The organism is Microbacterium sp. NPDC086615 (assembly GCF_040686055.1).
Lineage (GTDB): Bacteria > Actinomycetota > Actinomycetes > Actinomycetales > Microbacteriaceae > Microbacterium.
This window is the reverse complement of sequence record NZ_JBFBJJ010000001.1, coordinates 206,738-233,405: the sequence shown is the minus strand read 5'-3', so window position 1 is coordinate 233,405 and position 26,668 is coordinate 206,738. Positions and strand designations below refer to the sequence as shown.

Sequence of the window (26,668 nt, the reverse complement as noted above, 5' to 3'; positions counted from 1 at the left end):
ATGACCTCAACGACCGAGCTCGCCGTCGTCGTCCTCGCTGCGGGCCAAGGCACGCGTATGCGATCCCGCCTCCCCAAGGTGCTGCATCCCGTGGGCGGCCGCCCCCTGGTCGGGCATGTCCTCGACACGGCGGCATCCCTCGATCCCGCGCGCATCGTGGTGGTCGTCCGGCACGAACGCGAGCAGGTCGCCGCCACCGTCGGCGAGCTCGCCCCCGGGGTCGTCGTCGTCGATCAGGACGACGTCCCCGGCACCGGCCGCGCGGTCGAGGCGGCGCTCGGCGCCCTCGAGGGATTCGAGGGCGACGTGCTGGTGCTGAGCGCCGATGTGCCGTTGCTCGAGACGGGCACCCTCACCGAGCTGCTCGCCACCCATCGCTCCGGCGGCACCGCCGTGACCCTGCTCAGTGCGCGCGTCGACCAGCCCTTCGGGTACGGCCGCATCCTGCGCGACGAGACCGACGGCGTGCGCCGGATCGTCGAGCAGAAAGACGCCACGGCCGACGAAGCAGCGGTCACCGAGATCAACGTCGGGGTCTACGTCTTCCAGGCGTCACCGCTTCGGACCCAGCTCGCGCTCGTCGGGACCGACAACGCCCAGGGCGAGAAGTACCTCACCGACGTGGTCGGTCTGCTCCGGGACGCGCACCTCGGGGTCGCGGCATCCGTCACCTCCGACGCCGCCGCGGCGCTCGGGGTCAACGACCGTGTCCAGCTGTCGGAAGCGGGCCGCACGCTCAACGCGCGAACCGTCCGTCGCTGGCAGCTGGAGGGCGTCACGGTCGTCGACCCCGCGACCACCTGGATCGACGTGACCGCGACACTGGCGCCCGACGTCACGATCCTCCCGAACACGCACGTGCGCGGCGCGACCGTCATCGCGTCGGGGGCCACGATCGGCCCCGACACCACGCTCACCGACTGCGAGGTGGGCGAGGACGCCACGATCACCCGCACCGACGGCACGCTCGCCGTCATCGAGGCCGGAGCGACCGTCGGCCCCTTCGCCTACCTGCGTGCGAACGCCCGCGTCGGCGTGAACGGCAAGGTCGGCACGTTCGTCGAGGTCAAGAACTCGTCGATCGGCGAGGGCAGCAAGGTGCCGCACCTGTCGTACATCGGCGACACCGACATCGGTCGCGGCGTCAACCTCGGCGCCGGCGCGATCACCGCGAACTACGACGACCTCACCAAGCACCGCACCGTGATCGGCGACGAGGTGCACAGCGGCTCGCACAACGTCTTCGTCGCGCCGGTTACGATTGGAGACGGCGCCAAGACGGGTGCCGGTGCGGTCATCCGCAAGGACGTCCCGCCCGGCGCGTTGGCCCTCAGCGTTGCACCTCAGCGCAACATCGAGGGGTGGGTCGAGAAGAACCGACCGGGCACCGCAGCGGCCGATGTGGCTGCGCGGGCTCGGGCTGAACAGGAAGCGGCCGATGGCTCGTAAGAAGAATCGTGTAGACCTCGACCGCGACAACGGCATCGCCCCCGGGCTCGTCGCCAAGACCAAGAAACGACTCGTCGTCGCCTCGGGGCGCTCCCACCCCGAGCTGGCGAAGCAGGTCGCCGAGCACCTCGGCACCGAGCTCGCTCCCACCGAGCACCGCACCTTCGCCTCGGGTGAGATCTACACCCGCTTCGAGGTGTCGATCCGCGGCTGCGACGTCTTCGTCGTGCAGTCGTTCGGGCCGCCGGTCAACGAGTGGCTCATGGAGCTGCTCATCATGCTCGACGCGCTCAAGCGCGCCTCGGCAAAGCGCATCACCGTCGTCGCGCCGTACTTCCCGTACTCGCGTCAGGACAAGAAGGGCCGTGGTCGCGAGCCCATCAGCGCCCGGCTCGTCGCCGACCTGCTGAAGACCGCCGGGGCCGACCGCATCATGAGTGTCGACCTGCACGCGGCCCAGATCCAGGGCTTCTTCGATGGCCCTGTCGACCACCTGTTCGCCAAGCCGGTGCTGCTCGAGCACTTCGAGCAGGGGCTCACCGGTGAGGACCGCGAGACCCTCACCGTCGTCTCGCCCGACATGGGGCGCGTGCGCGTCGCCGACACGTGGTCCGACAGCCTCGGCGCGCCCCTGGCGATCATCCACAAGCGTCGCGACCCGAAGGTCGCCAACCAGGTGTCGGTGCACGAGATCGTCGGCGACGTGAAGGGACGCACGTGCCTCCTCGTCGACGACATGATCGACACCGGAGGCACGATCCAGAAGGCCGCACAGGCCCTCAAGGCCAACGGCGCGCGCAAGGTCATCGTCGCCGCCACGCACGCGATCTTCAGCGATCCCGCGAGCGAACGCCTGCAGGATCCCGCGATCGACGAGGTGGTCGTCACCGACACCGTGCCGCTGCCCGCGGAGCGCCGCTTCCCCGGTCTCACGGTGCTGCCGATCGCGCCGCTGCTCGCGCGCGCGATCCACGAGGTCTTCGAGGACGGCTCGGTCACGAGCATGTTCGGCGGCGACGCGTAAGCGTTCCTCCGTCGCTCAGCCGTCTCCTTCCGGGAGGCGGCTGAGTTCGTTTCCCTCGTGGCTGTACCGTCAGGCGGAGTCCGGGACCGACACGCCGGTTCCGGATGCCGTGACCCGGCGTGTCGCCCGAGATCTCCGCGCGACGGTACGGGGTTCCCCGCCCACTGCGCCGCAGGGTCTCTCATAGGTTGCACAAAGTATTGAACCGAGGTGCCGCCAAGGTCGTGTTCCTACGGTGAGCACGAACGCGCCGCGAGGCACGACAGAAGGAGGACCCTGATGATCCGCACCACCGCCGTACCCCGTCCCGTCCGCATCGGCACCGCTCTCCTGGGCGTCGCCGGCATCGTCACCCTGGCCGGTTGCTCGGGCGGCTCGACCACCGACGCCGCTGCTCCCGCCGAGTCGGCTCCGGCGGCGACCGCGGCTCCGACCGCGAGCGCGACCACCGACAGCTCGACGACTGACAGCTCGACGACCTCGAGCACCTACAAGGACGGCACCTACGAGGCGACGGGCCAGTACGCCACGCCCGAGAGCGTCGAGACCGTCGACGTCACCCTCACGATCGCCGACGACACGATCACCGCCGTCGAGGTGACCGGCGACCCGCAGGCCGCGGAGTCCAAGCGCTACCAGAGCGAGTTCATCGGCGGCATCAAGGACGAGGTCGTCGGCAAGAAGCTCGACGAGATCTCGGTGAGCAAGGTCGCCGGGTCGTCGCTCACCAGAGGCGGCTTCAACAAGGCGGTCGACACCATCAAGACCGAGGCCAAGGCCTGACCATCATGACCATCCCGACCGCGACGGGTTCGACCTGGACCTTCGACGCGATCGGCACGTCGTGGGCGATCGAGACGGCGGCGCCGCTGCCCCCGGTCGCCCGCGACGCGGTGTCGGCCGTCATCGACCGCTTCGACCGGGAGTGGTCGCGGTTCCGCGACGACTCGCTCGTCTCCGCCCTCGCGGGAGGACGCATGGCATCCGTCCCCGCCCCCGACGACGCGGATGCCATGCTCTCGCTGTACGACGAGCTCGACACCGCGACGGCCGGCGCCGTCAATCCGCTCATCGGCGACGCGCTCGCGCGCCTGGGCTACGACGCGCGGCTGACGCTCGCCCCGTCGGGCGATCCGGAGCCGGTACCGGTGTGGCGCGACACCCTCTCGTGGAGCGACGGGCGGCTCGCCGTCGCGCGTCCCGCCACGATCGACGTGGGCGCGCTCGGCAAGGGTCGTCTCGTCGACCTCGTGGTCAACGCGGTGCGCGCGCACGTCGACGGCGACATCGTCGTCGACGCATCCGGCGACCTCGCCGTTCGCGGCGAGCCGATCCGCGTCGCGCTCGAGCACCCGTACGACCCGACCCTCGCGATCGGTGTGATCACCGTCGCCGAGGGGGCGCTGTGCGCGTCGGCGATCAATCGGCGGGCGTGGGGCGACAACCTGCACCACGTCCTCGACGCCCGCACGGGCGCGCCGGTCCGGGCCTACGCGGCGACCTGGGCAGCGGCCGACACCGCGATGCGGGCCGACGCCCTCGCGACCGCGTTGTTCTTCGACGGGGGACCGGAACTCGCGGCATCCTGGAACGCGCACTGGGTGCGTATGCACACCGACGGTCGCGTGGAATGGTCGCCGGGTTTCACCGGCGAGATCTTCTCGTGACCTCAACGCCACAGCTTTCGAAGGGAATCCCATGAGCGCCACGCTCACCGCGGGCTCGACCCGCGTGCTCGGCCTCATCGGCCGGGTGTCGATGTACCGCCTCGTCCTGTCGTCGCTCGGTCTGCTGGCCGTCTATGCCCTCGTGCTCTCGTTCGCCGGACAGATCGGCCCCCAGCCGCTCGAGATCGTCGCGAGCGCCGTGGTGCTCGCTGTCGCGTGCGCGGCAACCGACCTGGCCGCGCAGGGCGTACTCCGGATGCCGCGCCGCCTCGAGTCGTCGCTCATCACGGCCGCGATCGTGCTGTTCGTCCTCCGGCCGAGCCTCGAGCCGCTCGCTCTGGCCGGTCTCGCCCTCGCCGGGGTCGTGGCATCCGCATCGAAGTACCTCCTCGTCTGGCGTGGCCGTCACGTCTTCAACCCGGCGGCCACGGGGGCGGCGGTGCTGACCATCGTGAGTGTCTGGGCGCCGGATCTCGGTGGCTCGGCCTGGTGGGTCGGAACCCCGTTGATGGCGATCGGCGTACTGGTGCTCGGTGTGCTGCTGCTCCTACGCACCGACAAACTCCCGATCGTGGTGACGTTCTGGCTCGTGGCGATGGCGGTCGCATTCGTGCGCACCAGCATCCAGTTCCAGACGGCGGGCTTCCCGGTCGACGTGCCGGCGCTGCTCCTGCAGGTCGCGTTCTCGTCGCCGTTCCTGTTCCTCGGTGCGTTCATGCTGTCGGAGCCGCTCACGCTGCCGCCGCGCCGCCTGCAGCAGTACGCCGTCGCGATCGTCGTGGGCGTCCTGGCCGGCTGGCCGATCGCCGTCGGGGCGATCACGCTCGGACAGGAGCGCGCTCTGCTGATCGGCAATCTCGTGGCGTTCGCGTTCTGCCTGCGCGCGGCGGTGCGCCTGCGCGTCGAACGCCGTCGCGACCTGACTCCGACCGTCCGCGAACTGACCTTCCACGCCGCGCGTCCCTTCGCGTTCTCGCCCGGTCAGTACCTGGAGCTCGACGTCCCGCACCGTCGCCCCGACGCCCGCGGCACGCGGCGGGAGTTCTCGATCGTGTCCGCCCCGGAAGACCTGCCCGAGGTGCGCATCGCCTACAAGGACGGCTCGCAGTCCTCGTACAAGAAGGCGCTCGCGGCCGTCGAGCCGGGCTCGACTCTCGCTGTCACGGGCGTGTGGGGGGACTTCGTCCTTCCCTCTCGACCGACCGCGCCCGTGCTGCTGGTCGCCGCAGGGATCGGCGTGACGCCGTTCGTCTCGCAGCTGCGGCACCTCCAGGCCACCGGGCAGCGCCGCGACGCCGTTCTCGTCTACGTGGTGTCCGACCCGAGCGAACTCGCCTTCCGTGATGAGATCGCGGCGAGCGGCATCCCGGTCGTCGTCTTCTCGCGTGAGGAACCGCACGATCTGCCCGCGGGATGGTCGTGGGCGGGACCCGACCGGGTCGACGCCGATGCTGTGCTTCGCACGGTTCCCGACATCGCCCAGCGCGTGGCCTATGTCTCGGGTCCGCCCCGGCTCATCTCGGATCTCGCGCCGGCGCTCGCCAAGGCCAGATCGCTCAGGACCGACGCCTTCGCGGGGTACTGACCCGCGACCGGACGCAGACGCGGGCGCGCCCCGCAAGCGCCCGGGAGGGGCAGGCCCGACCCGATAGCGTCGCGACATGCTCCTCCTGGCTTTCGCCGCGCTGCTGCTCGTCGTCTTCGCGGTGGCGCGTGCCCGTCAGCGTGCCCAGCTGCGCGAGGGGACTCTGCTCGTCGCCGCGGTCGTCTTTGCCGCGCTGGGCGTGCTGCAGCTGCTCGTGCAGACGGATCCGGATGCCGCCCGCGCGGCGATCCTCGTCGTCGCCGTCGCGGTGCCCGTGGTCGTGGCGGTGCTCGCGGTGTTCCTCATCACCAACGGCATCACCATGCTGCGACTCGAGGGGCGGAGTCTGGCGAACCTGCTGTCGCTGATCGCCGGGATCGGGCTCGTGGCCTTCCCGTTCGTCCTCCTCGCGCTCCTGGCGTGGGGAGGACTGGGCGGCTTCCTCGTGGCGGCTCTCGTGGTCCTGATCGCGGGGTACGCGGCGGCCGCGTTCGTCGCGTTCCTCGTGTCGTCGCTGCTGTACGCCGCGCTGCCCGTCCCGCGCACGCCGACCGCGATCGTCGTCCTGGGCTCCGGGCTGATCGACGGGCGGGTGCCGCCGTTGCTCCGGGGCCGCCTCGATCGCGCGATCGCCGCCTGGCAGCGGGCGGTCCGGGCCGGGGGAGTCGCGCCCTTCGTCATCCCGTCCGGCGGTCAGGGGCCCGACGAGCCGCGCGCGGAGGCCGAGGCCATGGCGGACTACCTGCGAGAGCGCGGCATCCCCGCGGACCTCGTCCATCCCGAGACGCGCTCTCTGAACACACGGGAGAACCTCGCCTTCTCACGTGCGATCGTCGGGGAGATCGGCGCATCGAAGCCGCTGCTGGTCGTCACGAGCGACTACCACGTCCTTCGCGCAGGGCTCCTGGCGCGTCGCGAGTTGCCCGGAGCGCGTGTGGTGGGTGCCCGCACGGCGGCGTACTTCGTGCCGAGTGCGTTCCTCCGTGAGTACGTCGCCCTGCTGAACCGGCAGAGGTGGATGCACGTCGTCTTCGCGCTCGTCTTCGGCGTCGCGCTGGTGAGCGTCTACGCCGTGATCTTCCTCACGTGAACCCCCGCCTCGTCGTCAGGCGTCGGCGGGCGGACCGGGGTCGGCGGGCTTCGCGGGAAGGCGGACCTCGAAGGTCGTGTCTCCGGGCGTGCTCTGCACGCTGATCGTGCCGCGGTGCGCTTCGACGATCGCCCGGGCGATCGACAGCCCCAGCCCCGTGCCGCCCGTCTTCCGGTCGCGAGAGCGGTCGGCGCGGGCGAAGCGCTCGAACAGCTGGGCCGCGACCGCGGGGTCGACCCCGGGCCCGTTGTCGTGGACGCGAAGGACGGCGTCGTCGCCCTCGCGGGTCACCGAGACGGCCACCTCGCTCCCGGCCGGCGTGTGCGTGCGCGCGTTGGCGAGCAGGTTCGCCACGACCTGGTGGAGCCGAGACGCGTCGCCGGCGAGTTCGACGGGTTCGTCGCCGACGTCGATGGTCCACGAGTGGTCGGGTCCGGCGGGCCGCGCGTCCCCGACCGCCTCCACCGCGAGACGCGTGAGGTCGACCGTGCCGAAGACGAGTTCCTGGCCCTCGTCGAGCCGGGCGAGCAGCAGCAGATCCTCGACCAGCGTCGTCATGCGGATCGACTGGGCGAGGATCCGCTCGAGCGACTGCTCGGTGGTCTCGACGGCCATTGCGGTTCGCTGACGCGACTCGTCATCGTGGGCCTGGCGCATGGCGCGCAGCGAGAGCTCCGAGAACCCGCGGATGGATGCCAGGGGCGTGCGCAGCTCATGACTGGCGTCCGCGACGAATCGGCGCATCAGTTCTTCGTTGCGTTGGCGGGCGGAAAGTGAGGCATCGACACGGTCGAGAAGCGTGTTGAGGGCCGCGCCGACCTGCCCGATCTCGGTGTGGTCGTCGACCTGTTCGGTGGGCACGCGCTCGGTGATCGACACGTCGCCCTGGTCCATGCGGATCGAGGCGACGCGCGTCGCCGTCTCGGACACCGCCTTGAGGGGGCGGAGTCCCAGACGGATCACGAGTGCGATGACGGCGGCGAGGAGCAGGAGCCCACCGGTCGTGACCAGGGCGACCGTGGTGAGGATGGCACCGATCGTGCCGGTGACCTGTGACAGGGGAAGCCCGACGAGAAGGACCTCGTCACTGCCGGCCGTGCCGTAGGGGCGGACGAGGTATTCGCCGAGGTTCGGCAGTTCCACCGTGCGCGAGGCGGGGCTCGACGAGGCGAGGCTCTCCACGATCTGCGCGAGCTCGTCGGCGGTCAGGGCGCGGGAGTTCCCGTCGTCGACGACCGCCCCCGTCGTCCCGCCGAGGCGCGTCTTCATGACCATGAGGGTGCCGTTGTCGAACGGCCCCGAGTCCAGGACGTTCTCGGCCGTGCTCTGCAGATTGATGCGCGGCTGGGCGAGCGAGGCGACGTCGCCGACCTCCGCCTCGAGGTTGTTCAGCAGCACCTGGCTGAGGATCGCGCTGGTGGACACCCCGATCATGATGAGGATGAACGCGACCATACCGATGACCGCCGTCATCAGGCGAGCCTGGAGGCTCCACGGCCGACTCAGCCGCCGTGAACGGGCGGGCGGAGGAGACACCGGTGGCTCCGGCCGCGGGGGAGTCGTCACTGCGGCGCTTTGATCATGTAGCCGACGCCGCGAACCGTGTGGATGAGCGGCTCGTGACCCGCGTCGATCTTCTTGCGCAGGTACGAAATGTACAGCTCGACGACGCTCGAGCGGCCGCCGAAGTCGTAGTTCCAGACCCGGTCGAGGATCTGCGCCTTCGACACGACACGGCGCTGGTTCCGCATGAGGAACCGCAGCAGCTCGAACTCGGTCGCGGTCAGCTCGATCTCCTGACCCGCGCGCACGACCTCGTGGCTGTCCTCGTTGAGCGACAGGTCGCCCACGCGCAGGATCGGCTCCGCGTCGCGCGTCAGAGCGGTACCGGCGCGGCGCATCAACCCGCGCAGACGCGCCACGACCTCCTCGAGGCTGAAGGGCTTCGTGACGTAGTCGTCGCCACCCGCGGTGAGACCGGCGACGCGGTCCGCGACGGCGTCCTTCGCGGTCAGGAAGAGGACCGGCACGTCGTTGCCGGAGTGACGCAGCCGCTGCAGGACCGCCATGCCGTCGAGGTCGGGCATCATGATGTCGAGCACCATGGCATCCGGAGCGAAGTCGCGCGCGGCCTGCAGGGCGTCGAAGCCGGAGCCCGCTGTGCGGACGTCCCATCCCTCCATGCGCAGAGCCATCGAGAGGAGGTCGGTGAGCATCTGCTCGTCGTCGACGACGAGGACGCGCAGGGCGCTCCCGTCGGGGCGAGTGAAGGCGGGAGCGGTGGCGGTCACGGTCATGGAACTCATTGTGCGCTCGTATCTATGAGCTTTCTATGGCGTGGCTTATGGGAATCCTGAGAGCGAGCTGCGCGCCAGCCGACAACGGCCATCAGGACGACGCCGATCGCCGCTCCCGAGGTGTTCGCGATCACGTCGCGCACGTCGGCGACGCGGGTGGGGAGGAACAGGAGCTGCGTCGTCTCGATCGCGGAGCTGATGAGCAGGCCCGCCGCGATACCGTGCCACCACCGTCCGCCCCACAGCAGGACGAGCACGCCGAGGGGCGCGAACATCACCACGTTGGCGGTGAACTCGACCCCGTCGAAAGTGATCCACGCGGTCGGCGGCCAGCCGCGGGCGGCGCGGAGGATCGCGTGCAGGATGCCGCCGACGTTCTCGTCGTAGATCGTGGGACGCAGCGTCATCCACCAGACTCCCGCGGCGTGCAACGCCGAAGCGGCGACGAGCAGAGCCCGTCGCCGCCTCGTCACCTGCACCGTCAGTGAGTGTCCTCTGCCTCGATCTCGGTGCGGTCGCCCGACCAGAGGGTGTGGAACGTGCCCTCCTTGTCGACGCGACGGTACGTGTGCGCACCGAAGAAGTCGCGCTGGCCCTGAATGAGCGCCGCGGGGAGGCGCTCGGCGCGCAGGCCGTCGTAGTACGCCAGCGACGAGCTGAACGCGGGGGCGGGGATGCCGCTCGCCGCGGACAGCGCGACGATGTGGCGCCAGGCGTCCTGGGCGCGGCCGAGGGCCTCGACGAAGTACGGCGCGGTCAGCAGCACGGGGAGCGTGGCCTCGGCGTCGTATGCCTCGGCGATGCGGTTGAGGAACTGGGCGCGGATGATGCAGCCGCCGCGCCAGATCTTCGACACCGCGCCGAGGTCGATGTTCCAGTCGTACTGGGCCGCGCCGGCGCGGATCTCGTCGAAGCCCTGAGAGTAGGCGACGATCTTCGAGGCGTACAGCGCGAGGCGCACCTGCTCGATGAACGCGTCGGCATCCTCGCCCGAGAGCAGGTCGGTGCCAGAGGGGCCGGGGAGCTCGCGCGAGACCTCGCGCTGCTCGGGGTGGCTCGACAGCGACCGCGCGAAGGTGGCCTCCGCGATACCCGAGACGGGGACGCCCAGGTCGAGGGCCGTCTGCACGGTCCAGGCGCCGGTGCCCTTGGCGCCGGCCTGGTCGAGGATGACGTCGACGAGGGGCTTGCCGGTCTCGGCATCCGTCTGACGCAGGACCTCGGCGGTGATCTCGATGAGGTACGACTCCAACTCGCCGCGGTTCCACTCGGCGAACACGTCGGCGATCTCGGCGGGGGTCTTGCCGGTGGCGCGACGGATGAGGTCGTATGCCTCTGCGATGAGCTGCATGTCGGCGTACTCGATGCCGTTGTGCACCATCTTCACGAAGTGGCCGGCGCCGTCGTGGCCCACGTGGGTCACGCACGCCTCGCCCTCGGCGACCGCGGCGATGGAGGTCAGGATCGGGCCGAGCGTCTGCCACGACTCGTCCGAGCCGCCGGGCATGAGCGAGGGGCCCAGAAGGGCGCCCTCCTCACCGCCCGAGACACCCATGCCGACGTAGTTGATCCCCGTCTCGCGGACGGCCTTCTCGCGGCGGATCGTGTCGGTGAAGAGGGCGTTGCCGCCGTCGACGATGATGTCGCCGGGCTCGAACACCTTGACCAGCTCGTCGATGACGAAGTCGGTGGGGCGACCGGCCTTGACCATGATGATCGCGGTGCGAGGCTTCGACAGCGACGCGGCGAAGTCCTCGTACGAGAACGACGCGACGAAGTTCGCCTCGGGGTGCGCTTCGAGCAGCTCGTCGGTCTTCGAACGCGAGCGATTGAACACCGCGACGGTGTTGCCCTCGCGGCTGGCGAGGTTGCGTGCGAGGTTGGACCCCATCACCGCCAAGCCGACGACGCCGATGTTCGCGTGGGCCTGACCGTCGCCCTGTGGGCGCGAATCGGCCTCGGCGGTGGGACGCGCGACCTCTTCGGGGCCGGGCGCACCCTCGTGCACCTGCGCGGCCTCGTGCGGGGCCTGGTCCTGGTCGGTCGAGGGTCCGGTCGGGGAGGGGGTGGACGTCATGCGTTTGCTCCGTATTCAGGTGCGAGGAAGGGTGGGCGATTCACGCGGGCCGCCTCCGCCACTTTATCGGCTCGGCCTTTGCGTGTTTCAGGGGGTGATGGTGGGGAGGCTGAGTCGGTCGATGACCTCCTCGACCTGCTGGGAGGGAGTCAGATCGAGGTCGACGCGGATCGCCCGCTCATCGGCATCCGGCATCTGCAGGGTCTCGAACTGCGAGGTGAGCAGCGACGGCGGCATGTAGTGCCCCTGGCGGCGCAGAAGGCGCTCGAGCACGAGAGCGGGGTCGCCCATGAGGAGGACGAACGTGACCTCGTCCCGGCGCAGCACGTCACGGTAACTGCGCTTCAGTGCGGAGCACGTGATGATCCCGGGGCGGCCGGCCGCGATCTGTCCGTCGATCCACGCCGCGACGCGGTCGAGCCACGGCCAGCGGTCGTTGTCGTTGAGGGCGTGACCGGATGCCATCTTGGCGACGTTGGCCTCGGGGTGCAGATCGTCGCCCTCTTGGAAGTCCCACCCGAGGCGTCCGGCGAGCATGCTCGCGACGGTGGATTTGCCGGTCCCGGCGGGACCCATGAACACGAGGACGGGGGGTGTGGTGACCATGAGCTCTCTCTTCGTCGATCGGTCGGTCAGAGGGTGGGGCGGACTTCGGTCAGCACCGCTGCGACGTAGCGGCGGGTGTGCTCCTCGGCGGCATCGGCGTCGGCGCGGCCGATTGCGGCGGCCGTCTCGACGTGGTTGTCGAGGGCGTCGGGGTTGGGGATGCCGGGGGTCAGTCCGTGGAGGGCGCGTCCCTCGATTGCGGCGGCGATCGGCGCCCGGGCGGCTGCGAGCATGAGATTCCCGCTCGAGACGAGGATCAGGTCGTGGAACGCGATGTCGGCCGCGAGGTACTCGGGGGAGTCGCCGAGGCCCGCAGCTCCCAGGCGGGCGAGCTCGTCGGCGAGGCGGAGCAGCTCGCCGCGCTGCAGGTCGGTGGCGCGGCGGGCGCTGAGGCGCGCAGCCGCCGGTTCGATCGCGGCCCGCAGTTCCGTCGTGTTTGCGATGAGCTGGTCGCGGCGGCGTCCGGCGAGCTGCCACCCGATCAATCGCGTGTCCAGGGCGCTCCAGTCGACCGCGGGGCGCACCGTGATGCCGACCCGACGCCGTTGCTCGAGCATGCCCATCGCCTCGAGCACGCGCACGGCTTCGCGCACGACGGTGCGGGAGACGGCGTACTCGGACTCGAGCGCCGCGAGAGTCAGGACGCGACCCGCGGGCAGGTCGCCGTCGACGATGCGCATCCCGATGGCATCCACCAACGAGCCGTGCGACGCTCGGGCCATCCGTCCCTCCTGAGTTGTTTGATACGACCATATCTTGTCAAAAATATGATCATTGTGTGAGGATTTGCGGGCGTGAGTCGGTGATCGGCTTCGCGGCCGCTCTCACCGTCTTCAGACTCGGAGGACCCCCATGACCGCCTCGAACGCCGATCTGTTCGACGTGTCCGACCGCTTGGCTCTCGTGACCGGCTCGTCTCGCGGCCTCGGCCGGGGCTTGGCGCTGACCCTCGCACGCGGCGGAGCGCGGCTGATCGTGCACGGACGGGACGCGGATGCCGTGGAGCAGACGCGCGCCGAAGCCGAAGAGCTGTCGGGTCGTCCCGCGCACGCCGTGACCTTCGACGTCAGCGACGCCGGCGCCGTCGAGAGCGCCGTCGCGGATCTGCTCGACAACGTCGGGGCGCCCGACATCCTCGTCAACAACGCGGGCGTGCAGCGCCGCGCGCCCATCCACGAGTTCCCGGTCGCCGACTGGGACGACATCGTCGCGGCGAACCTCTCGGGCGTCTTCTACGTCTCGCGCTTCATCACGCCCGCGATGGTCGCTCGGGGCTCGGGCAAGGTCGTCAACGTCGCGTCCGTGCAGTCGCGCCTCGCGCGTCAGACGATCGCGCCGTACTCGGCGACGAAGGGCGGTGTCGCGCAGCTGACCGCCGGCATGGCCGCCGACCTCGCGCGGTTCGGCATCCAGGTCAACGCGCTCAGCCCTGGTTACTTCGCGACCGAGATGAACCGCGCCCTGGTCGACGATCCCGAGTTCACGCGCTGGCTGACGCAGCGCACGCCTGCGGCCCGATGGGGCGACGTCGACGAGCTGCGCGGCGCGCTGCTGTTCCTCGCGTCCGACGCGTCGAGCTTCGTCTCGGGTCAGAACATCTTCGTCGACGGCGGGATGACGGCGGTCGTCTGACCGCGGAGAGGAATCATCGATGAAGTCTCTGCTGATCGAGAAGGCGCTCACCGCTGAGGTGCGCGACGTGCCCATCCCCGAGCCCGGCAAGGGGCAGGTGCGCCTGCGTGTCGAGTACGTCGGCATCTGCGGGTCGGACCTGCACTACTACTACGAGGGCGCGAACGGGGCGTTCGTGGTTCGGGAACCCCTGGTCCCCGGTCACGAGCTCTCCGGCCGCGTCGACCTCGACCCCTCCGGCGCTCTGGCGCCGGGGACGCCGGTCACCGTCCACCCCGCGCGCTTCGGCACGCCGCGCGAGGGCATCGAGAATGCCCCGCACCTGTGGCCGGGCGGGTCATATCTCGGCAGCGCATCGACCTGGCCGCACACGCAGGGCGCGGCATCCGAGTACCTGATCGTCGAGGCCGACATGGTGCGCGTCCTTCCTGACGGTCTGCCCGTGCGCCGTGCGGTTCTCGCCGAGCCGCTCGCGGTCGCGCTCCACGCGCTCGGCAAGGCCGGTCCCGTCGAGGGGCTCGACGTGCTCGTCACCGGTTCCGGGCCGATCGGCCTGATGGCCGTGGCGGCTGCCGTCGCTGCCGGTGCACGCGTCACCGCCACCGACGTACTCGCGGGCCCGCTCGAGCGGGCGGCGGCGCTCGGCGCGTCGGCGACCATCGATGTCTCCGCCGACGCGGTGGAATCGGGTGCCTATGCGGTGGTCCTGGAGTGCTCGGGCGTGCCGGTGTCGATCTCGACCGCGCTGAAGGCCGTCCGCCCCGGTGGCACCGTCGTGCAGGTCGGCATGCTCCCCGACGATCCGCGACCGGTGAACCTCGCCCCCTTCATCTCGAAAGAGGTGCGCTATCTCGGCGCGTTCCGCTTCCGCGACGAGATCGATCAGGCGGTCGCGCTGCTCGCGGCGAACCCCGGCATCGAGAGCGCGCTCACGCACGAGTTCGCGGTGACGGATGCCGCCGAGGCCTTCGCCACGGCGCGGGACTCGCAGCGCTCGGGCAAGGTCGTCTTCGCCCTCTGAGGAACAATGACGCCCCGGTGGTCGCTGCCACCGGGGCGTCGTCATTCGTGCGTCAGTCGTCGCTGCGGACCGCCGTGAACCGGCGCGTGACGGCGATGTCGCGCTCGCCGAGGCCACGGTCGACGATCTCGTCGAAGGCGGCGCGGAGGGCGGGAAGCAGTGCCGGGCGCGTGTCGGTCGCGGCGGCGATATCGGCGGCGAACCGCAGATCCTTGACCATGTAGCCCGCGACGCCGCTGGGTGAGTCGTCGCCGGTCACGAGCTTCTGGCGGCGGCTGGCGAGCAGGTTCGACCCCGCGTACCCGCCGCCGAGCAGTTCCCAGAGCGCCGCGGGGTCGACGTCGGACCGGGCGGCGAGCTCGGTTGCCTCACCGAGGGCGAGGATGGTCGCCGCCACGACCATCTGGTTGCACGCCTTGGCCACCTCTCCCGCGCCGAGGGGGCCGAGACGGACGGGGGTGCCGCAGGGCGCGAGGAGCTCCCCGGCGAGATCGGCGACGGTGCTATCTCCGCCGAGCATGATCGACAGGGTCCCGGCCTTCGCGCCGTCCTCGCCGCCCGAGACAGGGCAGTCGACGACCCGGATGCCGGTGGGCAGCCGTTCCGCCAGCTCGCGCACGCCGACCGGAGAGGATGTCGACCCGATCATCAGGAGGAAAGGGCGCCCGTCGATGCCCGCGAGCAGCCCGTCGGGGCCGTCGAGGTGCTCCTCGAGCTGCGGGAGGTCGGGGAGCATGACGAGGACGGCGTCGGTGGCCGCCGCGAGTTCTCGCGCCGTCGACGCCCACGCGGCTCCCGCCGCGGTCAGTGCGTCGCGCTCTCGGCGGGCGTGGACGGTCAGGGCCCCGCGCGCGGACAGCAGATGCTGCGCCATGGGCTCGCCCATGGCGCCGAGGCCCCAGACGCCGAGGCGCACCTCGGCGGCGGGGGGAAGGGTGCCGGTCTCTTCGTCGAGCGTCGTCATGTCGGCATCCTATCGGCTAGACAATAGGTTGAACAGGGTTCAGTATGGTGAACGACGTTGGACGAGTCCGCGACGGGCGACCAGCCTCGCGGCGAGAGGAGACGACGACGATGTCGACACGCAAGAGCTTACGCGCGGTGGTGGCGGTGCCCCTGAAAGAGGAGCACTGCGAACTGATCGAGCGCCTCGAGCCGCGCGTCGAGCTGATGCGCGACGCCTCGCTCACGCACCCGATGCGCGGGCCCGCCGACTGGTCGGGTGACCCGGCGCACGAGCGCTCGGCTGACGAGCAGCGCGCATTCGACGACATGGTCGACTCGGCGGACGCGCTCTTCGGCATCCCGGACGTCGATCCCGCCGCCCTCGCACGGACCGTCGCCGCCAATCCGAAGCTGCGGTGGGTGATGACGACCGCTGCGGGCGGAGGAGGGCAGGTGAAGGCGGCCGATCTCGACCGCGCGGCGCTGGATCGCATCGTCTTCACCACCAGCGCCGGCGTCCACGGGGGACCGCTCGCCGAGTTCGCGGTGTTCGGCGTCCTCGCCGGCGCGAAGGACCTGCCGCGGCTCGCGCAGCAGCAGGCGGATCGACGCTGGACCGATCGCTGGGAGATGCGCCAGGTCGACGAGATGACCGTGCTCGTCGTCGGGCTCGGGGGAATCGGGGCGGAGTGCGCGCGCCGCTTCCACGCGCTGGGCGCCGAGGTGTGGGGGACGACGCGCTCCGGCACCCCCGTGGACGGGGTCGACCGCCTCGTCTCGCTCGACGAGCTGGCCACGGCGGTGAGCGAGGTGGATGCCATCGTCGTCACCCTGCCGGGAACCGATCAGACGCATCACCTGATCGGCGCCGAGGTTCTCGCCGCGGTGAAGCCGGGGGTGATCGTCGCGAGCGTCGGTCGCGGGACCGTGATCGATGAGACGGAGCTCCTCGCGGCTCTCGACGACGGACGCGTGTCCTTCGCCGCCCTCGACGTGTTCGAGGTGGAGCCCCTCCCGGAGGAGTCGCCGCTGTGGCGGCATCCGAGAGTCCTCGTCAGCCCGCACACGGCCGCGCTCAACAGCAAAGAGGAGGAGCGCATCGCGCGCCGGTTCGCAGAGAACGCCACGCGCCTGCTCGACGGCGAGCCGATGCGCGCGGTTGTCGATACGGTCGAGTTCTATTGACCTGTCGCGGCCCTCGCGACTCCGGTTCGACGGGAGGACGCCGTGAGTGATGACGAAGCGAGCGCGATCGCGCGCGATCCGGCTCCAGCCGTCGGGCGCAGCATCCGTCTTCTCGGCCTGCTCGCCGAGGCGGGTCGCGCGCTGACGCTCACCGAGCTGGCGGCGGGCCTCGGGCTCGCGAAATCGTCGACGGCCAATCTGTGCCTGTCGCTGGAGGCGGGGCGCATGATCGAGCGCGTGCCGCTCGGCTACCGTCTCGGGATCCGCACGGCAGAACTCGGGGGAGCGTTCGCCGCGCAGTTCAACCAGGTGCGCGAGTTCTACGCCGTCTGCGAGACCTCTCCGGCCCTCTCGTCCGAGCTCGTGCAGGTCGCGGTCCTCGATGACGCCGACGCCCTTTATCTGGCGCGCTACGAGGGCTCGCGCTCCGTGCGGCTCGGGACCCCGCTCGGCTCGCGCCTGCCCGCGGCCCTGTCCGCCACGGGGCGCGCGCTGCTGATGACCCGCAGCGACGACGACGTCCGGGCGCTGCTGACGCGAGGGCGTCCGCTGCCGAAGCTGACGGAGCACAGCACGGTCGACGTCGAGGGCGTCATCGCCAAGCTCGCCGCGGCGCGGGAGCGCGGGTGGTCGGTCGACGAGGAGGAGTCGTTCCGCGGCATCGTCGGCGTCGCCGTGCCGCTCGAGGGGTGGGCGCCCGGTGATCCGCAGCTCGCCCTCGGCGTCGGCATCCCCGTCGCGGATGCCACCCCCGAACGCGTCGCCCGTGTCGGTGCCGCGCTGCGCGAGGCGGCGAAGGCGCTGACGAACCCGTTCAGCGCGTCGCGCTCGCGCTGAGGAGCGCCTCCTCCGCCTCGGAAGGGGCGGTGATCGTGGTGTCCGCGGGAGGGGAGACAAATCCTGCGTCCAACATATTGAACTGTGTCCACAGGGTTGGTACAGTCGCGGAAGTCGAAAGACCCCAGCCGATCGAAGGAGATGGCCGTGACCACTGCATCCACACCGACGCCGCAGCCGCAGGATGACCCCGAGTACGCTGCCAATCTGCGTCGCGCCACCCTCGCATCGAGCATCGGTAGCGCGCTGGAGTACTTCGACTTCGCGCTCTACGGCCTCTCGACGGCGTTGATCTTCAACGTCCTGTTCTTCTCGCAGGACAACCCGGCCCTCGCCACGGTCGCGGCCTTCGCGACCTACGGTGTGGGATTCCTCGCCCGCCCCTTCGGCGGACTGTTCTTCGGCGTCCTGGGCGACAAGCTCGGCCGCAAGTGGGTGCTGGTCATCACGATCCTGCTGATGGGCGGGGCGTCCACGGCCATCGGCCTGCTCCCGACCTACGAGGCCGTCGGCATCCTCGCGCCGATCCTTCTCGTCATCATGCGTCTGCTGCAGGGCTTCGGCGCCGGCGCCGAACAGGCCGGTGCCACCGTGCTCATGGCCGAGTACGCGCCGGTCAAGCGCCGCGGGTTCTTCTCGGCGCTGCCGTTCATCGGCATCCAGGCGGGCACGCTGCTCGCGGCCGTCGTCTTCAGCCTCATCTCGCTGCTTCCCGAGGACCAGTTGCTCAGCTGGGGCTGGCGCGTGCCGTTCCTCGCGTCGTTCGTGCTCATCCTGCTCGCGCTGTTCATCCGCATGCGCCTGCGCGAGACCCCGACGTTCATCGAGCTCGAGAAGAGCGAGCAGATCGCCGAGCGCCCGATCCGCGACATCTTCACGCGGGGCCTGCCGGGCGTCATCGTGGGCATCGGCCTGCGCATGGCCGAGAACGGCGGCTCGTACATGTTCAACACCCTCGCGCTGACGTTCTTCGTCGCCTCCGTGGGTGGCCAGGCCGACCGCAGCCTGCTGACCTGGGGTGTCACGCTCGGCTCGCTCATCGGCATCTTCTCGGTGCCCCTGACGGGCGCGCTGTCCGACCGTATGGGTCGCCGCACCGTCTACCGCATGGGTGCGCTGTTCATGCTGGTCTTCACCTTCCCCGCCTGGTGGCTGATCTCGCTCGGGAGCTACCCGATCACGATCGCCGTGATCGCGATCGGCATCGGCGTCGCCGTCAACTCGATGCTCGGACCGCAGTGCGCCATGCTCCCCGAGCTGTTCGGCAACCGTCACCGCTACCTGGGCGTGGCGATGGCGCGCGAGATCTCGGCCGTTCTCGCCGGTGGCCTCGCGGGAGTCCTCGGCGCGTACATCATCGCCGTGAGCGGGGCGAACTGGCTCCTCCTCGCGATCTACATGGGGACGCTCGCGCTCATCACGACCGCCTCGACGTTCCTCGTCCCCGAGACGCTCCGTCGCGACCTCACGCGTACCGACGACGCCATCAAGGTGTCGCGCGACGAGGCGGGCGAGGGTGTGGATGCCACGACCGTGACCGTTCGGACGATCCGGTGACCCGTATCGCCCGCGTGCGGACGACGGAGGGCGTCCGCACTGTTCGGCTCGACGGAGAACGGTTCGTGCCGATCGCCGACCCCTACGCCGCGTTCGCTGCGGGGGAGCAGATCACGGATGCCGGGACCCCGGTGGAGGGGACTTTCGAAGCGCCGTGCGTCCCGACGGTCGTCGTGGGAATCGCTCAGAACGGGCCCGACCACGCGGCTCCCGTCCAGGCGTGGCTGAAGAGTCCTCGTACCGTCACGGGTCCGGACCAGACGGTCGCACTCCGCCGCGACGCCGGTACGACGGTCGCCGAGGCGGAGGTCGCGGTCGTGATCGGTCGCGACACGACGGGCCTTACGGCCGAGAACGCGCACGAGTACGTGCTCGGCATGACCGCGGTGAACGATCTGTCGAGTCCCGATCGGTCGGCATTCGACCCCCGCAACTTCGAGTCGAAGTCGGGGGAGGGGTACACCCCACTGGGGCCGTACATCGACACCGCGATCGGTCTCGACGACGACGTGACGCTCCAGCTCGTCGTCGACGGGGAGCCCGTTCGCGACACGTCGGCGGGGCGCTACCCGATGTCGATGCGCGCGTGTCTCGCGTACGTCGCAGCGTGGACGACGTTGGGCCCCGGGGACGTGATCATGATGGGAGCGCCGTTCTCGGCATCCCCGATCCGTCCGGGAGTCACGGTCGAGGTCGTCGTGGGCGAGATGCGGCTGCGGACCCCGACGATCTGACGTGCGTCAGTGCTTCTTGTAGCCCGCGTTGCGGCCCATCGAGAAGAGGGCGCCGATCGCGCCGATGCCGCCGAGGAGGGCGACACCGCCGATGACCCAGAGCACGACGTGGGAGAAGAAGCCGCTGTCCATGATGATCCTTCGGGTCGGTGGGTTTCGATTCTACCGGCGCGCTCCGGTGCTCCTCGACACGCGCGGGTCGTGCGGACGCGCTCGCGCTGGTAGACTTCCGGGGAACTTCGGCGAGGGACTGTCGCACACCGTTTGGTGAACGTGGCATCCGTGATCGACGCGGTGATGCAGGCTCCCGGCTTTCCTCACGCGCTCGCGTTCGAGTCGAATCCAGACCACCGGTGCGGGCCGTGTTCCGCCCCCAAGCTGCGGGCCGCATGCCCGCGAGGAGAACATCATGTCGGAAGACAACAAGGTCGTCGCGGAGCTCCGCGAGAACTTCGGCAAGGGCTTCGCCCGTCGCCTCCGCGCCGCGGGCAAGATCCCGGCCGTCATCTACGGCCACGGCACCGAGCCCCAGCACGTCGCGCTGCCCGGTCACCAGACCGCGCTGCTGATCCGTCGCGCGAACGCCCTGCTCGACCTCGACATCGCGGGCAAGAGCCAGCTCGTGCTGGTCAAGGACGTCCAGAAGGACCCCGTGCGCCAGATCATCGAGCACATCGACCTCATCGTCGTGAAGAAGGGCGAGAAGGTCCAGGTCGACGTGCCCGTCGTCGTCATCGGCGAGCCCTTCTCCGGCACCATCGCGATGCTCGACACCGCGACCGTGTCGCTCGAGGTCGAGGCCACCCACATCCCGCAGAACGTCGAGGTCGACGTCGAGGGCGCCGAGGACGGCACGCAGATCACCGCTGCCGACCTGAAGCTCCCCGCCGGCGCGAGCCTGGTGACCGAGCCCGAGACCCTCATCGTGGGCGTCTCGGTGCCGCTCGACACGCTGGCCGCCGAGGAAGAGATCGCCGAGGCCGACGCCGAGGTCGCCGAGGAGCAGTCCGAAGAGGCCGAGGCCGCCGACAACTGACACCGGACGGCTGCGAATCGCAGTTCGTCGACGAGGGGGCGCGTACTCGCGCCCCCTCGTTTCGTTTCCGGCTGAACTGTCATTTCGGCCGAACCGAGAGAATGGATGCCATGGCAGACACGTGGGTGATCGTGGGACTGGGCAACCCGGGCCCGCGCTACGAGGCGACGCGGCACAACATCGGCCAGATGGTCGTCGACGAGCTCGCGGCGCGGCGGAGCGAAGCGTTCCGCGCACACAAGGCGAACGCCCGCGTCGCCGAGACGTGGCTGCGCCCGGGCGGCGCCAAGCTCGTGCTCGCGAAGCCGAACAGCTTCATGAACGTCTCGGGCGGTCCGGCTGCCGGGCTCGCCCGCTTCTACGACGTCGCTCCGGAGCGGGTGGTGGTCGTCCACGATGAACTCGACATCCCATACGACACCGTGAAGCTCAAGACGGGCGGCGGTCACGGCGGACACAACGGTGTCCGCGACGTCGCCAAGGCGCTGGGCACTCCGGAGTTCCCGCGCGTGCGCGTCGGCATCGGCCGCCCGGTGGGTCGGCAGGACCCAGCGGACTGGGTGCTGGATCCGTTCGGCGCGACCGAGCGTCAGACCCTGCCGATCCTCGTCTCGGATGCCGCGGACGCGGTGGAGATGCTCGTCGAGGAGGGGCTGGTCGCGGCGCAGCAGCGATTCCACGCCCCGCGCGCCTGACGAGAGCTCACATGACGAGAGCCCCGGCCGATCGGCCGGGGCTCTCGTCATGTCGCTGAGGGGCTCAGCCGATGGTGTTGACGTACGGCGCCGCTCCGGCGGTCGCGCCGATGCCGAAGACCACGGCGACGACGATGCCGCCGAGGACCGCGAGGATGATCGCGGTGATGCCGTAGCCGCGGCCACGGTTCTTGACGGCCGCGATGATGCCCTGGATGAAGCCCCAGAGGCCCAGCGCGCCGAAGACGAGGAAGCCGGCGACGGCGAGCAGACCCGCCACGGCTGCGGCCTGCTGCGCGCTCTCGGGGAGCGTCGACGCGTCGATCTGCGTGCCGTTCGCGCCGGTGGTCGCGTACTGCACGAGGGCGCCGCTCTGCATGCCGCCGATGAATGCGAGGATCGAGCCGATCACGATCGCGGCCAGCGACACCACGAAGGCGATGAGGCCGAGACGATTCGACGGCTTCGCGGCCGACGCGGTCGGCGGCTGGTAGCCCGGGGACGCGGGGTAGCCCGCCTGAGCGGCGTCGGCGCGCGTGGCGGGAGGAGGGTTGTACGGCTCGGGGGGCGGCGTCGTGCTGCTCACGGGGTACTCCTTCGATCGCGGGACGGATTCATCCCATGGCCGCGAGTATAGGGAGACCGACCGATTTCTGAGAAGAAGCTGGACGCGCGCCCGCAAACGCGGTAACGCCCCGAGTCAGACGAGCGCTCCTCCCGTGCCCGCGGTGGTTCCGGCACCCGCGACAAGCGCGATGGCCACGAGGGCGCCGAACACCAGGGGGCCGAGGGCGGCGAAGACGATGGCGACGATGCCCATCGGTCGGCCCCGGTCGCGAGCGGTCGCGATGATCCCGACGACGAGCGCGGCGATCCCCAGTGCGGTGCCGCTCCAGAAGGCGATCTCGACGACGAGGACGAGATCGCGGACGGGGGTCAACACCCGCAGGTCGATGTTCTGTCCGCCTTGAGCGACGATCTGCGCGCCGGCTCCGCGGCCGACGCGGAACGCGGCGAACCCGGCGACCGCGGGGGCGACGAGCATGCTCAGGATGCCGGCCACGAGGGCGAACGCCCCGAGAGGGCGCCGCTTCTTCGGCTTCGGTGGGGGAGCCAGAAGCGTTCCCGTCGCGGGAGCGACGTAGGGGGAGGCGAAGGGCGACGACATGTCAGCACTCTACGAGACGGGCTCCCGCCGACCCGATGTCGGTGCCCCCGCGTAGACTTTCCCGAGTGACAGTTCCCGGGATCGTGCGCGCCCTCGAGCAGGCTGAGTCGTACCGTGAGGCCGCGTCCGCGGCATCCGCCGACCTTTCTCTCTCCCTCGTCGACGGGCTCGATGCCCCCGTCATCGCGGGCCTCGTCGAGCGTCGCCGCGCGGCGGGCGACCCGGGTGCCGTGTTGGTGATCGCCCCGACCGGACGTCGTGCCGAGTCCCTGGGGCCGGCGCTGGATGCCGTCCTGCCCGGCGCGCAGGTGCTGCACTTCCCCGCGTGGGAGACGCTCCCGCACGAGCGTCTCAGCCCGAGCCCCGAGACCGTGGGACGACGCCTCGACGTGTTGCGCCGGATCGCCGCGTGGAACGGTGATGCGCCCCTCGTGGTCACCGCGTCCGTCCGCAGCGCTCTGCAGCCGCTCGCACCGGGACTCGGCGACGTCGCTCCGGTCGAGCTGGCCGTCGGCGGCCGCGGCCACGAGCTCGAAGCGGTCACGACGCGACTCGTCGAGCTGGCGTACCACCGCGTCGACATGGTCTCGCGCCGCGGCGAGTTCGCCGTGCGCGGCGGCATCCTCGACGTGTTCCCGCCCGTCGCCGACCACCCCTACCGCGTCGAGTTCTTCGGCGACGAGGTCGACCAGATCCGCGCCTTCTCGGTCGCCGACCAGCGCTCGCTTCCGGGCGAGGTGACGACCGTCACGCTGGTTCCCAGCCGCGAGCTCCTGCTCACGCCCGCGGTGCGTGCCCGCGCGGCGGCGCTTCGCGACGCCTACCCGGCCCTGCGCCAATTGCTCGAGAAGATGGCCGAGGGCATCCCCGCCGAGGGCATGGAGTCGCTCATCCCGGTGCTGATCGACGACCTCACCACGCTCGTCGACTACCTGCCCGGCGGCAGCGCCGTTGCCCTCGTCGATCCCGAGCGCTCGCTCGCGCGCGCGACGACGCTCGGCGACACCAACCGCGAGTTCCTCGAGGCCGCGTGGTCGGCGGCGACGGCGGGAGCCGACACCCCCGTCGATCTCGACTCCGGCGACTTCGTGACCCTCGACGACCTCCACGAGCGCGCCAGCGGTCGCGGGGGAGTCTGGTGGCAACTCAGCGCCTTCGACTCGGGCGCAGCGGATGCCGAAGACGAGGGGCTCGTGACGGGGGACGACTCCGCGCACCGCATCAAGGCCGACGCCGTTCCCTCGTTCCAGGGCAACGTCGACGGGGCCACCGCCCACGTGGGCCAGTTGCTCGGCGACGGGTGGTCGGTGATCGTCACGGCATCCGGACCCGGCCTGGTCGACCGCGCGCGCGACGTGCTCGCCGAGCGCGGGATCGCGGCGCGGCGCGTGGACGACGTGCTCACCCCTCCCGAGCCCGGTGTCGCGCACGTCGTGTGCGCGCCGCTCGAGCGCGGCTTCGAACTCGGCGAGGCGCGGTTCGCCGTCATCACCGAGACCGAGTTCTATGGTCGCTCAGTGGGCGGCGACAACCGCGGCGCGAAGAAGCTCGCCTCGCGCCGCCGAAACGTCGTCGATCCGCTGCAGCTGAAGCCCGGAGACGTCGTCGTGCACGCGACCCACGGCATCGGCAAGTTCATCGAGCTCACGCAGCGAGAGGTGTCGAGCGGCGGGCGCAACGCCGTGAAGACGACGAAGGAGTACCTCGTCCTCGAGTACGCGCCCTCCAAGCGCGGCTACCCGGGCGACAAGCTGTTCGTCCCCACCGATCAGCTCGATCTGCTGTCGAAGTACGTCGGCGGCGAGGCCCCGACCCTGTCGAAGATGGGCGGCAGCGACTGGGCCGCGGCGAAGGGCCGGGCCCGCAAGGCCGTCCGTGACATCGCCGTCGAGCTGGTGAAGCTGTACTCGGCGCGCATGGCATCCAAGGGATACGCCTTCGGTCCCGACACCCCGTGGCAGCGCGAGCTCGAAGAGGCCTTCCCCTTCGCCGAGACGCAGGACCAGCTGCAGACGATCGACGAGATCAAGGCCGACATGGAGAAGCCGATCCCCATGGACCGCCTGCTCTCGGGCGACGTCGGCTTCGGCAAGACCGAGGTCGCCGTACGCGCGGCGTTCAAAGCGATCCAGGACGGCAAGCAGGTCGCGATGCTCGTGCCCACGACCCTTCTCGTGAAGCAGCACCTCGAGACCTTCGCCGAGCGCTTCGCCGGGTTCCCCGTGACCGTGCGCCCGCTGTCGCGTTTCCAGAGCGACAAAGAGGCCAAGGCCACGCTCGCGGGGCTCACCGACGGCACCGTCGACATGGTCATCGGCACGCACCGCATCCTCACCGAGAAGGTCATCTTCAAAGACCTCGGGCTGATGATCATCGACGAGGAACAGCGCTTCGGCGTCGAGCACAAGGACGCCCTGAAGAAGCTGAAGACCAACGTCGACATCCTTGCGATGAGCGCCACGCCCATCCCGCGCACGCTCGAGATGGCGGTCACCGGCATCCGCGAGATGTCGACCCTCGCCACCCCGCCCGAGGATCGGCATCCGATCCTCTCCTACGTCGGGCCGCGCAACGACAAGCAGATCGCGGCCGCCATCCGCCGCGAGCTGCTGCGCGAGGGCCAGGTGTTCTACGTGCACAACCGCGTGTCGTCGATCCAGCGCGTCGCGGCGCACCTCGCCGAGCTCGTGCCCGAGGCCCGCATCGTCGTCGCGCACGGTCAGATGGGCGAGCACGCTCTCGAGCAGGTCGTCGACGACTTCTGGGAACGCCGCGCCGACGTGCTCGTGTCGACCACGATCATCGAGACGGGCCTCGACATCTCGAACGCGAACACGATCATCATCGACCGGGCCGACAAGTACGGCCTGTCGCAGCTGCACCAGCTGCGCGGTCGCGTCGGTCGCGGGCGCGACCGCGCGTACGCCTACTTCCTCTACGACGAGATGAAGCCGCTGTCCGAGACCGCGGCCGACCGCCTCGAGACGATCGCCGTGAACAACGACCTCGGTTCCGGCATGCAGGTCGCGTTGAAAGACCTCGAGCTGCGCGGGGCGGGAAACCTGCTCGGTGCCGAGCAGGCGGGGCACATCGCGGGTGTCGGGTTCGACCTGTACCTGCGCATGATCGGCGAGGCCGTGTCGACCTTCCGCGGTGAAGACGTCGACGGCCCCACCGAGCTGCGCCTCGAGCTTCCGGTCGACGCGCGCCTGCCCGAGTTCTACATCGACAGCGAGCGGCTGCGCCTCGAGGCCTACCAGAAGCTCTCGGCCGCGGCATCCGCGACCGCCAAGGACGACGCGATCGATCTGGTCGTCGAGGAACTGCGCGATCGCTACGGCGAGCCGCCCGCCGAGGTCGAGGGTCTCATCGCCGTGGCGCGCCTGCGTCGCCGCGCGGCGCAGGCCGGGCTCGCCGATGTCGTCGCCATGGGCTCGAACCTCCGCATCGCCCCCGCGAACCTCGCGGAGTCGATGCGCGTGCGCCTGCAGCGGCTCTACCCGAAGGCGAAGCTCGTCGCGGGCGGCGACGCGATGGTCGTCCCGCTCCCGCAGGACGCCGACGACGCGAATCTCATCGCGTGGGTGCGGCAATTGCTCGACGCGCTCTGGCCGCTGCCGGTCGAGACGGCGTCGGTCTGAGGGATGCCATGATCGGCGCACTCGTGACGAGCACCGTGGCGATGGTCGCGGTGGCGGCGCTCGCGTTCTGGACCGCGCAGCGCGGAGCGGCGGGCACGCTGCCGCGGAACGACTTCATCGGCATCCGGACGGGGGCCACCCGGGCATCCGACGAGGCGTGGATCGCCGCGCATCGCGCCGGTGCCGTCGATCTTGCTTGGTCCGGAGCCGGCGCGCTCCTCACCGCCCTGGGTCCCTGGGCGGCGCTCATCGTGCCGACATCCCTTCGCGAGTTCGTCATCGTCGTGGCAGTCGTCGTGGGTCTGGTTGTGCTGCTGGGCTTCTCGCTCCGAGCGGCGGTGGTCGGCGGTCGCGCCGCGCGGGAGTTGACCGAAGGCCGGTGAACGCCCGCGTGGGCGGGCAGGGGTGTTCACCGAGGACGC

The 26,668-nt window shown here is 70.4% G+C and carries 26 protein-coding genes; 16 read left to right on the top strand and 10 right to left on the bottom strand.

All coding sequences use genetic code 11. The annotated features are described in order from the left end of the window. The 6 genes from glmU (at position 1) to AB0O24_RS01095 (ending at position 6,815) form a co-directional block, all read left to right on the top strand. Positions 1-1,449, top strand: coding sequence for a bifunctional UDP-N-acetylglucosamine diphosphorylase/glucosamine-1-phosphate N-acetyltransferase GlmU (gene glmU, locus AB0O24_RS01120; protein WP_363371919.1), 1,449 nt, complete (start codon positions 1-3; stop codon positions 1,447-1,449). After that, positions 1,439-2,473, top strand: a complete 1,035-nt coding sequence (locus AB0O24_RS01115) for a ribose-phosphate diphosphokinase (protein WP_058614481.1) — start codon at positions 1,439-1,441, stop codon at positions 2,471-2,473. The genes glmU and AB0O24_RS01115 overlap by 11 nt, the downstream gene beginning before the upstream one ends. Positions 2,474-2,752: 279 nt before the next feature. After that, positions 2,753-3,256 (top strand): hypothetical protein, encoded by a 504-nt coding sequence (locus AB0O24_RS01110; protein ID WP_363371917.1) that lies wholly within the window; start codon positions 2,753-2,755, stop codon positions 3,254-3,256. A 5-nt stretch (positions 3,257-3,261) separates the two neighbouring features. Then, positions 3,262-4,140, top strand: a complete 879-nt coding sequence (locus tag AB0O24_RS01105) for an FAD:protein FMN transferase (RefSeq protein WP_363371914.1) — start codon at positions 3,262-3,264, stop codon at positions 4,138-4,140. A 31-nt stretch (positions 4,141-4,171) separates the two neighbouring features. Then, complete coding sequence (locus AB0O24_RS01100) at positions 4,172-5,725, top strand: FAD-dependent oxidoreductase (RefSeq protein WP_363371913.1); 1,554 nt, start codon at positions 4,172-4,174, stop codon at positions 5,723-5,725. Between the two features lie 76 nt (positions 5,726-5,801). Then, the gene (locus tag AB0O24_RS01095; protein WP_363371910.1) at positions 5,802-6,815 is read left to right on the top strand and encodes a YdcF family protein; all 1,014 of its coding nucleotides are present in this window, start codon (positions 5,802-5,804) and stop codon (positions 6,813-6,815) included. Positions 6,816-6,830: 15 nt separating this feature from the next. On the opposite strand, the gene AB0O24_RS01090 is transcribed toward AB0O24_RS01095, so the two are convergent. The 6 genes from AB0O24_RS01090 to AB0O24_RS01065 form a co-directional block, all read right to left on the bottom strand. Continuing rightward, entirely contained in the window at positions 6,831-8,288 is a 1,458-nt protein-coding gene (locus tag AB0O24_RS01090) for an ATP-binding protein (protein WP_363371908.1), read from the bottom strand. Positions 8,289-8,377: 89 nt separating this feature from the next. After that, complete coding sequence (locus tag AB0O24_RS01085) at positions 8,378-9,112, bottom strand: response regulator transcription factor (RefSeq protein WP_058597454.1); 735 nt, start codon at positions 9,110-9,112, stop codon at positions 8,378-8,380. A gap of 5 nt (positions 9,113-9,117) precedes the next feature. Next, positions 9,118-9,591: a VanZ family protein gene (locus tag AB0O24_RS01080; protein WP_363371905.1), complete on the bottom strand. Its 474-nt coding sequence runs from the start codon at positions 9,589-9,591 to the stop codon at positions 9,118-9,120. A gap of 2 nt (positions 9,592-9,593) precedes the next feature. Then, positions 9,594-11,189: an NADP-dependent phosphogluconate dehydrogenase gene (gene gndA, locus AB0O24_RS01075; RefSeq protein WP_275799416.1), complete on the bottom strand. Its 1,596-nt coding sequence runs from the start codon at positions 11,187-11,189 to the stop codon at positions 9,594-9,596. A gap of 87 nt (positions 11,190-11,276) precedes the next feature. Further along, the gene (locus AB0O24_RS01070) at positions 11,277-11,795 is read right to left on the bottom strand and encodes a gluconokinase (protein WP_363371903.1); all 519 of its coding nucleotides are present in this window, start codon (positions 11,793-11,795) and stop codon (positions 11,277-11,279) included. A 26-nt stretch (positions 11,796-11,821) separates the two neighbouring features. Then, a complete protein-coding gene (locus AB0O24_RS01065) occupies positions 11,822-12,517 on the bottom strand; it encodes an FCD domain-containing protein (RefSeq protein WP_275799419.1) in 696 nt (231 codons plus the stop codon). 130 nt (positions 12,518-12,647) lie between these two features. Here AB0O24_RS01065 and AB0O24_RS01060 point away from each other — a divergent pair, with 130 nt between their 5' ends. Further along, positions 12,648-13,427 carry an SDR family oxidoreductase gene (locus tag AB0O24_RS01060; protein ID WP_275799420.1) on the top strand — a complete coding sequence of 260 codons (780 nt, stop codon included), beginning with the start codon at positions 12,648-12,650 and terminating at the stop codon, positions 13,425-13,427. 19 nt (positions 13,428-13,446) lie between these two features. Then, positions 13,447-14,448, top strand: coding sequence for a zinc-binding dehydrogenase (locus AB0O24_RS01055; RefSeq protein WP_363371899.1), 1,002 nt, complete (start codon positions 13,447-13,449; stop codon positions 14,446-14,448). A 52-nt stretch (positions 14,449-14,500) separates the two neighbouring features. Here the strand turns inward: AB0O24_RS01055 and AB0O24_RS01050 are convergent, their stop codons facing one another. Then, positions 14,501-15,412 (bottom strand): NAD(P)-dependent oxidoreductase, encoded by a 912-nt coding sequence (locus tag AB0O24_RS01050; protein ID WP_363371896.1) that lies wholly within the window; start codon positions 15,410-15,412, stop codon positions 14,501-14,503. Positions 15,413-15,522: 110 nt separating this feature from the next. Here AB0O24_RS01050 and AB0O24_RS01045 point away from each other — a divergent pair, with 110 nt between their 5' ends. The 4 genes from AB0O24_RS01045 (at position 15,523) to AB0O24_RS01030 (ending at position 19,706) form a co-directional block, all read left to right on the top strand. Beyond that, positions 15,523-16,578, top strand: a complete 1,056-nt coding sequence (locus tag AB0O24_RS01045; protein ID WP_275799423.1) for a D-2-hydroxyacid dehydrogenase — start codon at positions 15,523-15,525, stop codon at positions 16,576-16,578. A 42-nt stretch (positions 16,579-16,620) separates the two neighbouring features. Continuing rightward, positions 16,621-17,415, top strand: a complete 795-nt coding sequence (locus tag AB0O24_RS01040; protein ID WP_275799424.1) for an IclR family transcriptional regulator — start codon at positions 16,621-16,623, stop codon at positions 17,413-17,415. Positions 17,416-17,562: 147 nt separating this feature from the next. Then, on the top strand, positions 17,563-18,972 hold the full coding sequence (locus AB0O24_RS01035; RefSeq protein WP_363371893.1) for an MFS transporter: 1,410 nt from the start codon (positions 17,563-17,565) through the stop codon (positions 18,970-18,972). Next, positions 18,969-19,706, top strand: a complete 738-nt coding sequence (locus tag AB0O24_RS01030) for a fumarylacetoacetate hydrolase family protein (protein ID WP_275799426.1) — start codon at positions 18,969-18,971, stop codon at positions 19,704-19,706. The genes AB0O24_RS01035 and AB0O24_RS01030 overlap by 4 nt, the downstream gene beginning before the upstream one ends. Before the next feature lie 6 nt (positions 19,707-19,712). Here AB0O24_RS01030 and AB0O24_RS01025 read toward each other — a convergent pair whose 3' ends face one another. Beyond that, positions 19,713-19,838 carry a hypothetical protein gene (locus tag AB0O24_RS01025; RefSeq protein ID WP_013586064.1) on the bottom strand — a complete coding sequence of 42 codons (126 nt, stop codon included), beginning with the start codon at positions 19,836-19,838 and terminating at the stop codon, positions 19,713-19,715. Positions 19,839-20,115: 277 nt separating this feature from the next. Here AB0O24_RS01025 and AB0O24_RS01020 point away from each other — a divergent pair, with 277 nt between their 5' ends. Then, positions 20,116-20,742: a 50S ribosomal protein L25/general stress protein Ctc gene (locus AB0O24_RS01020; RefSeq protein WP_275799428.1), complete on the top strand. Its 627-nt coding sequence runs from the start codon at positions 20,116-20,118 to the stop codon at positions 20,740-20,742. Between the two features lie 110 nt (positions 20,743-20,852). After that, positions 20,853-21,437, top strand: coding sequence for an aminoacyl-tRNA hydrolase (gene pth / locus AB0O24_RS01015; RefSeq protein ID WP_275799429.1), 585 nt, complete (start codon positions 20,853-20,855; stop codon positions 21,435-21,437). A 64-nt stretch (positions 21,438-21,501) separates the two neighbouring features. Here the strand turns inward: pth and AB0O24_RS01010 are convergent, their stop codons facing one another. Then, on the bottom strand, positions 21,502-22,023 hold the full coding sequence (locus tag AB0O24_RS01010; RefSeq protein WP_363371888.1) for a hypothetical protein: 522 nt from the start codon (positions 22,021-22,023) through the stop codon (positions 21,502-21,504). 114 nt (positions 22,024-22,137) lie between these two features. Then, a complete protein-coding gene (locus AB0O24_RS01005; RefSeq protein WP_275801594.1) occupies positions 22,138-22,605 on the bottom strand; it encodes a hypothetical protein in 468 nt (155 codons plus the stop codon). Positions 22,606-22,670: 65 nt separating this feature from the next. On the opposite strand from AB0O24_RS01005, the gene mfd reads away from it, so the two are divergent. Together mfd and AB0O24_RS00995 are read left to right on the top strand one after the other, a co-directional pair. After that, complete coding sequence (gene mfd / locus AB0O24_RS01000) at positions 22,671-26,246, top strand: transcription-repair coupling factor (RefSeq protein ID WP_275801593.1); 3,576 nt, start codon at positions 22,671-22,673, stop codon at positions 26,244-26,246. 8 nt (positions 26,247-26,254) lie between these two features. After that, positions 26,255-26,629 (top strand): SdpI family protein, encoded by a 375-nt coding sequence (locus AB0O24_RS00995; RefSeq protein ID WP_275801591.1) that lies wholly within the window; start codon positions 26,255-26,257, stop codon positions 26,627-26,629. Positions 26,630-26,668 lie beyond the last annotated feature (39 nt).

Coding starts and splice junctions, on each gene's coding strand:
- AB0O24_RS01020 (WP_275799428.1), top strand. CDS start 20,116: ATGTCGGAAGACAACAAGGTCGTCGCGGAGCTCCGCGAGAACTTCGGC.
- glmU (WP_363371919.1), top strand. CDS start 1: ATGACCTCAACGACCGAGCTCGCCGTCGTCGTCCTCGCTGCGGGCCAA.
- AB0O24_RS01090 (WP_363371908.1), bottom strand. CDS start 8,288: ATGACGGCGGTCATCGGTATGGTCGCGTTCATCCTCATCATGATCGGG.
- AB0O24_RS01045 (WP_275799423.1), top strand. CDS start 15,523: ATGTCGACACGCAAGAGCTTACGCGCGGTGGTGGCGGTGCCCCTGAAA.
- AB0O24_RS00995 (WP_275801591.1), top strand. CDS start 26,255: ATGATCGGCGCACTCGTGACGAGCACCGTGGCGATGGTCGCGGTGGCG.
- AB0O24_RS01055 (WP_363371899.1), top strand. CDS start 13,447: ATGAAGTCTCTGCTGATCGAGAAGGCGCTCACCGCTGAGGTGCGCGAC.
- AB0O24_RS01095 (WP_363371910.1), top strand. CDS start 5,802: ATGCTCCTCCTGGCTTTCGCCGCGCTGCTGCTCGTCGTCTTCGCGGTG.
- AB0O24_RS01085 (WP_058597454.1), bottom strand. CDS start 9,112: ATGACCGTGACCGCCACCGCTCCCGCCTTCACTCGCCCCGACGGGAGC.
- AB0O24_RS01025 (WP_013586064.1), bottom strand. CDS start 19,838: ATGGACAGCGGCTTCTTCTCCCACGTCGTGCTCTGGGTCATCGGCGGT.
- AB0O24_RS01060 (WP_275799420.1), top strand. CDS start 12,648: ATGACCGCCTCGAACGCCGATCTGTTCGACGTGTCCGACCGCTTGGCT.
- AB0O24_RS01070 (WP_363371903.1), bottom strand. CDS start 11,795: ATGGTCACCACACCCCCCGTCCTCGTGTTCATGGGTCCCGCCGGGACC.
- gndA (WP_275799416.1), bottom strand. CDS start 11,189: ATGACGTCCACCCCCTCCCCGACCGGACCCTCGACCGACCAGGACCAG.
- AB0O24_RS01110 (WP_363371917.1), top strand. CDS start 2,753: ATGATCCGCACCACCGCCGTACCCCGTCCCGTCCGCATCGGCACCGCT.
- AB0O24_RS01100 (WP_363371913.1), top strand. CDS start 4,172: ATGAGCGCCACGCTCACCGCGGGCTCGACCCGCGTGCTCGGCCTCATC.
- AB0O24_RS01050 (WP_363371896.1), bottom strand. CDS start 15,412: ATGACGACGCTCGACGAAGAGACCGGCACCCTTCCCCCCGCCGCCGAG.
- AB0O24_RS01115 (WP_058614481.1), top strand. CDS start 1,439: ATGGCTCGTAAGAAGAATCGTGTAGACCTCGACCGCGACAACGGCATC.
- AB0O24_RS01005 (WP_275801594.1), bottom strand. CDS start 22,605: ATGTCGTCGCCCTTCGCCTCCCCCTACGTCGCTCCCGCGACGGGAACG.
- AB0O24_RS01065 (WP_275799419.1), bottom strand. CDS start 12,517: ATGGCCCGAGCGTCGCACGGCTCGTTGGTGGATGCCATCGGGATGCGC.
- AB0O24_RS01105 (WP_363371914.1), top strand. CDS start 3,262: ATGACCATCCCGACCGCGACGGGTTCGACCTGGACCTTCGACGCGATC.
- pth (WP_275799429.1), top strand. CDS start 20,853: ATGGCAGACACGTGGGTGATCGTGGGACTGGGCAACCCGGGCCCGCGC.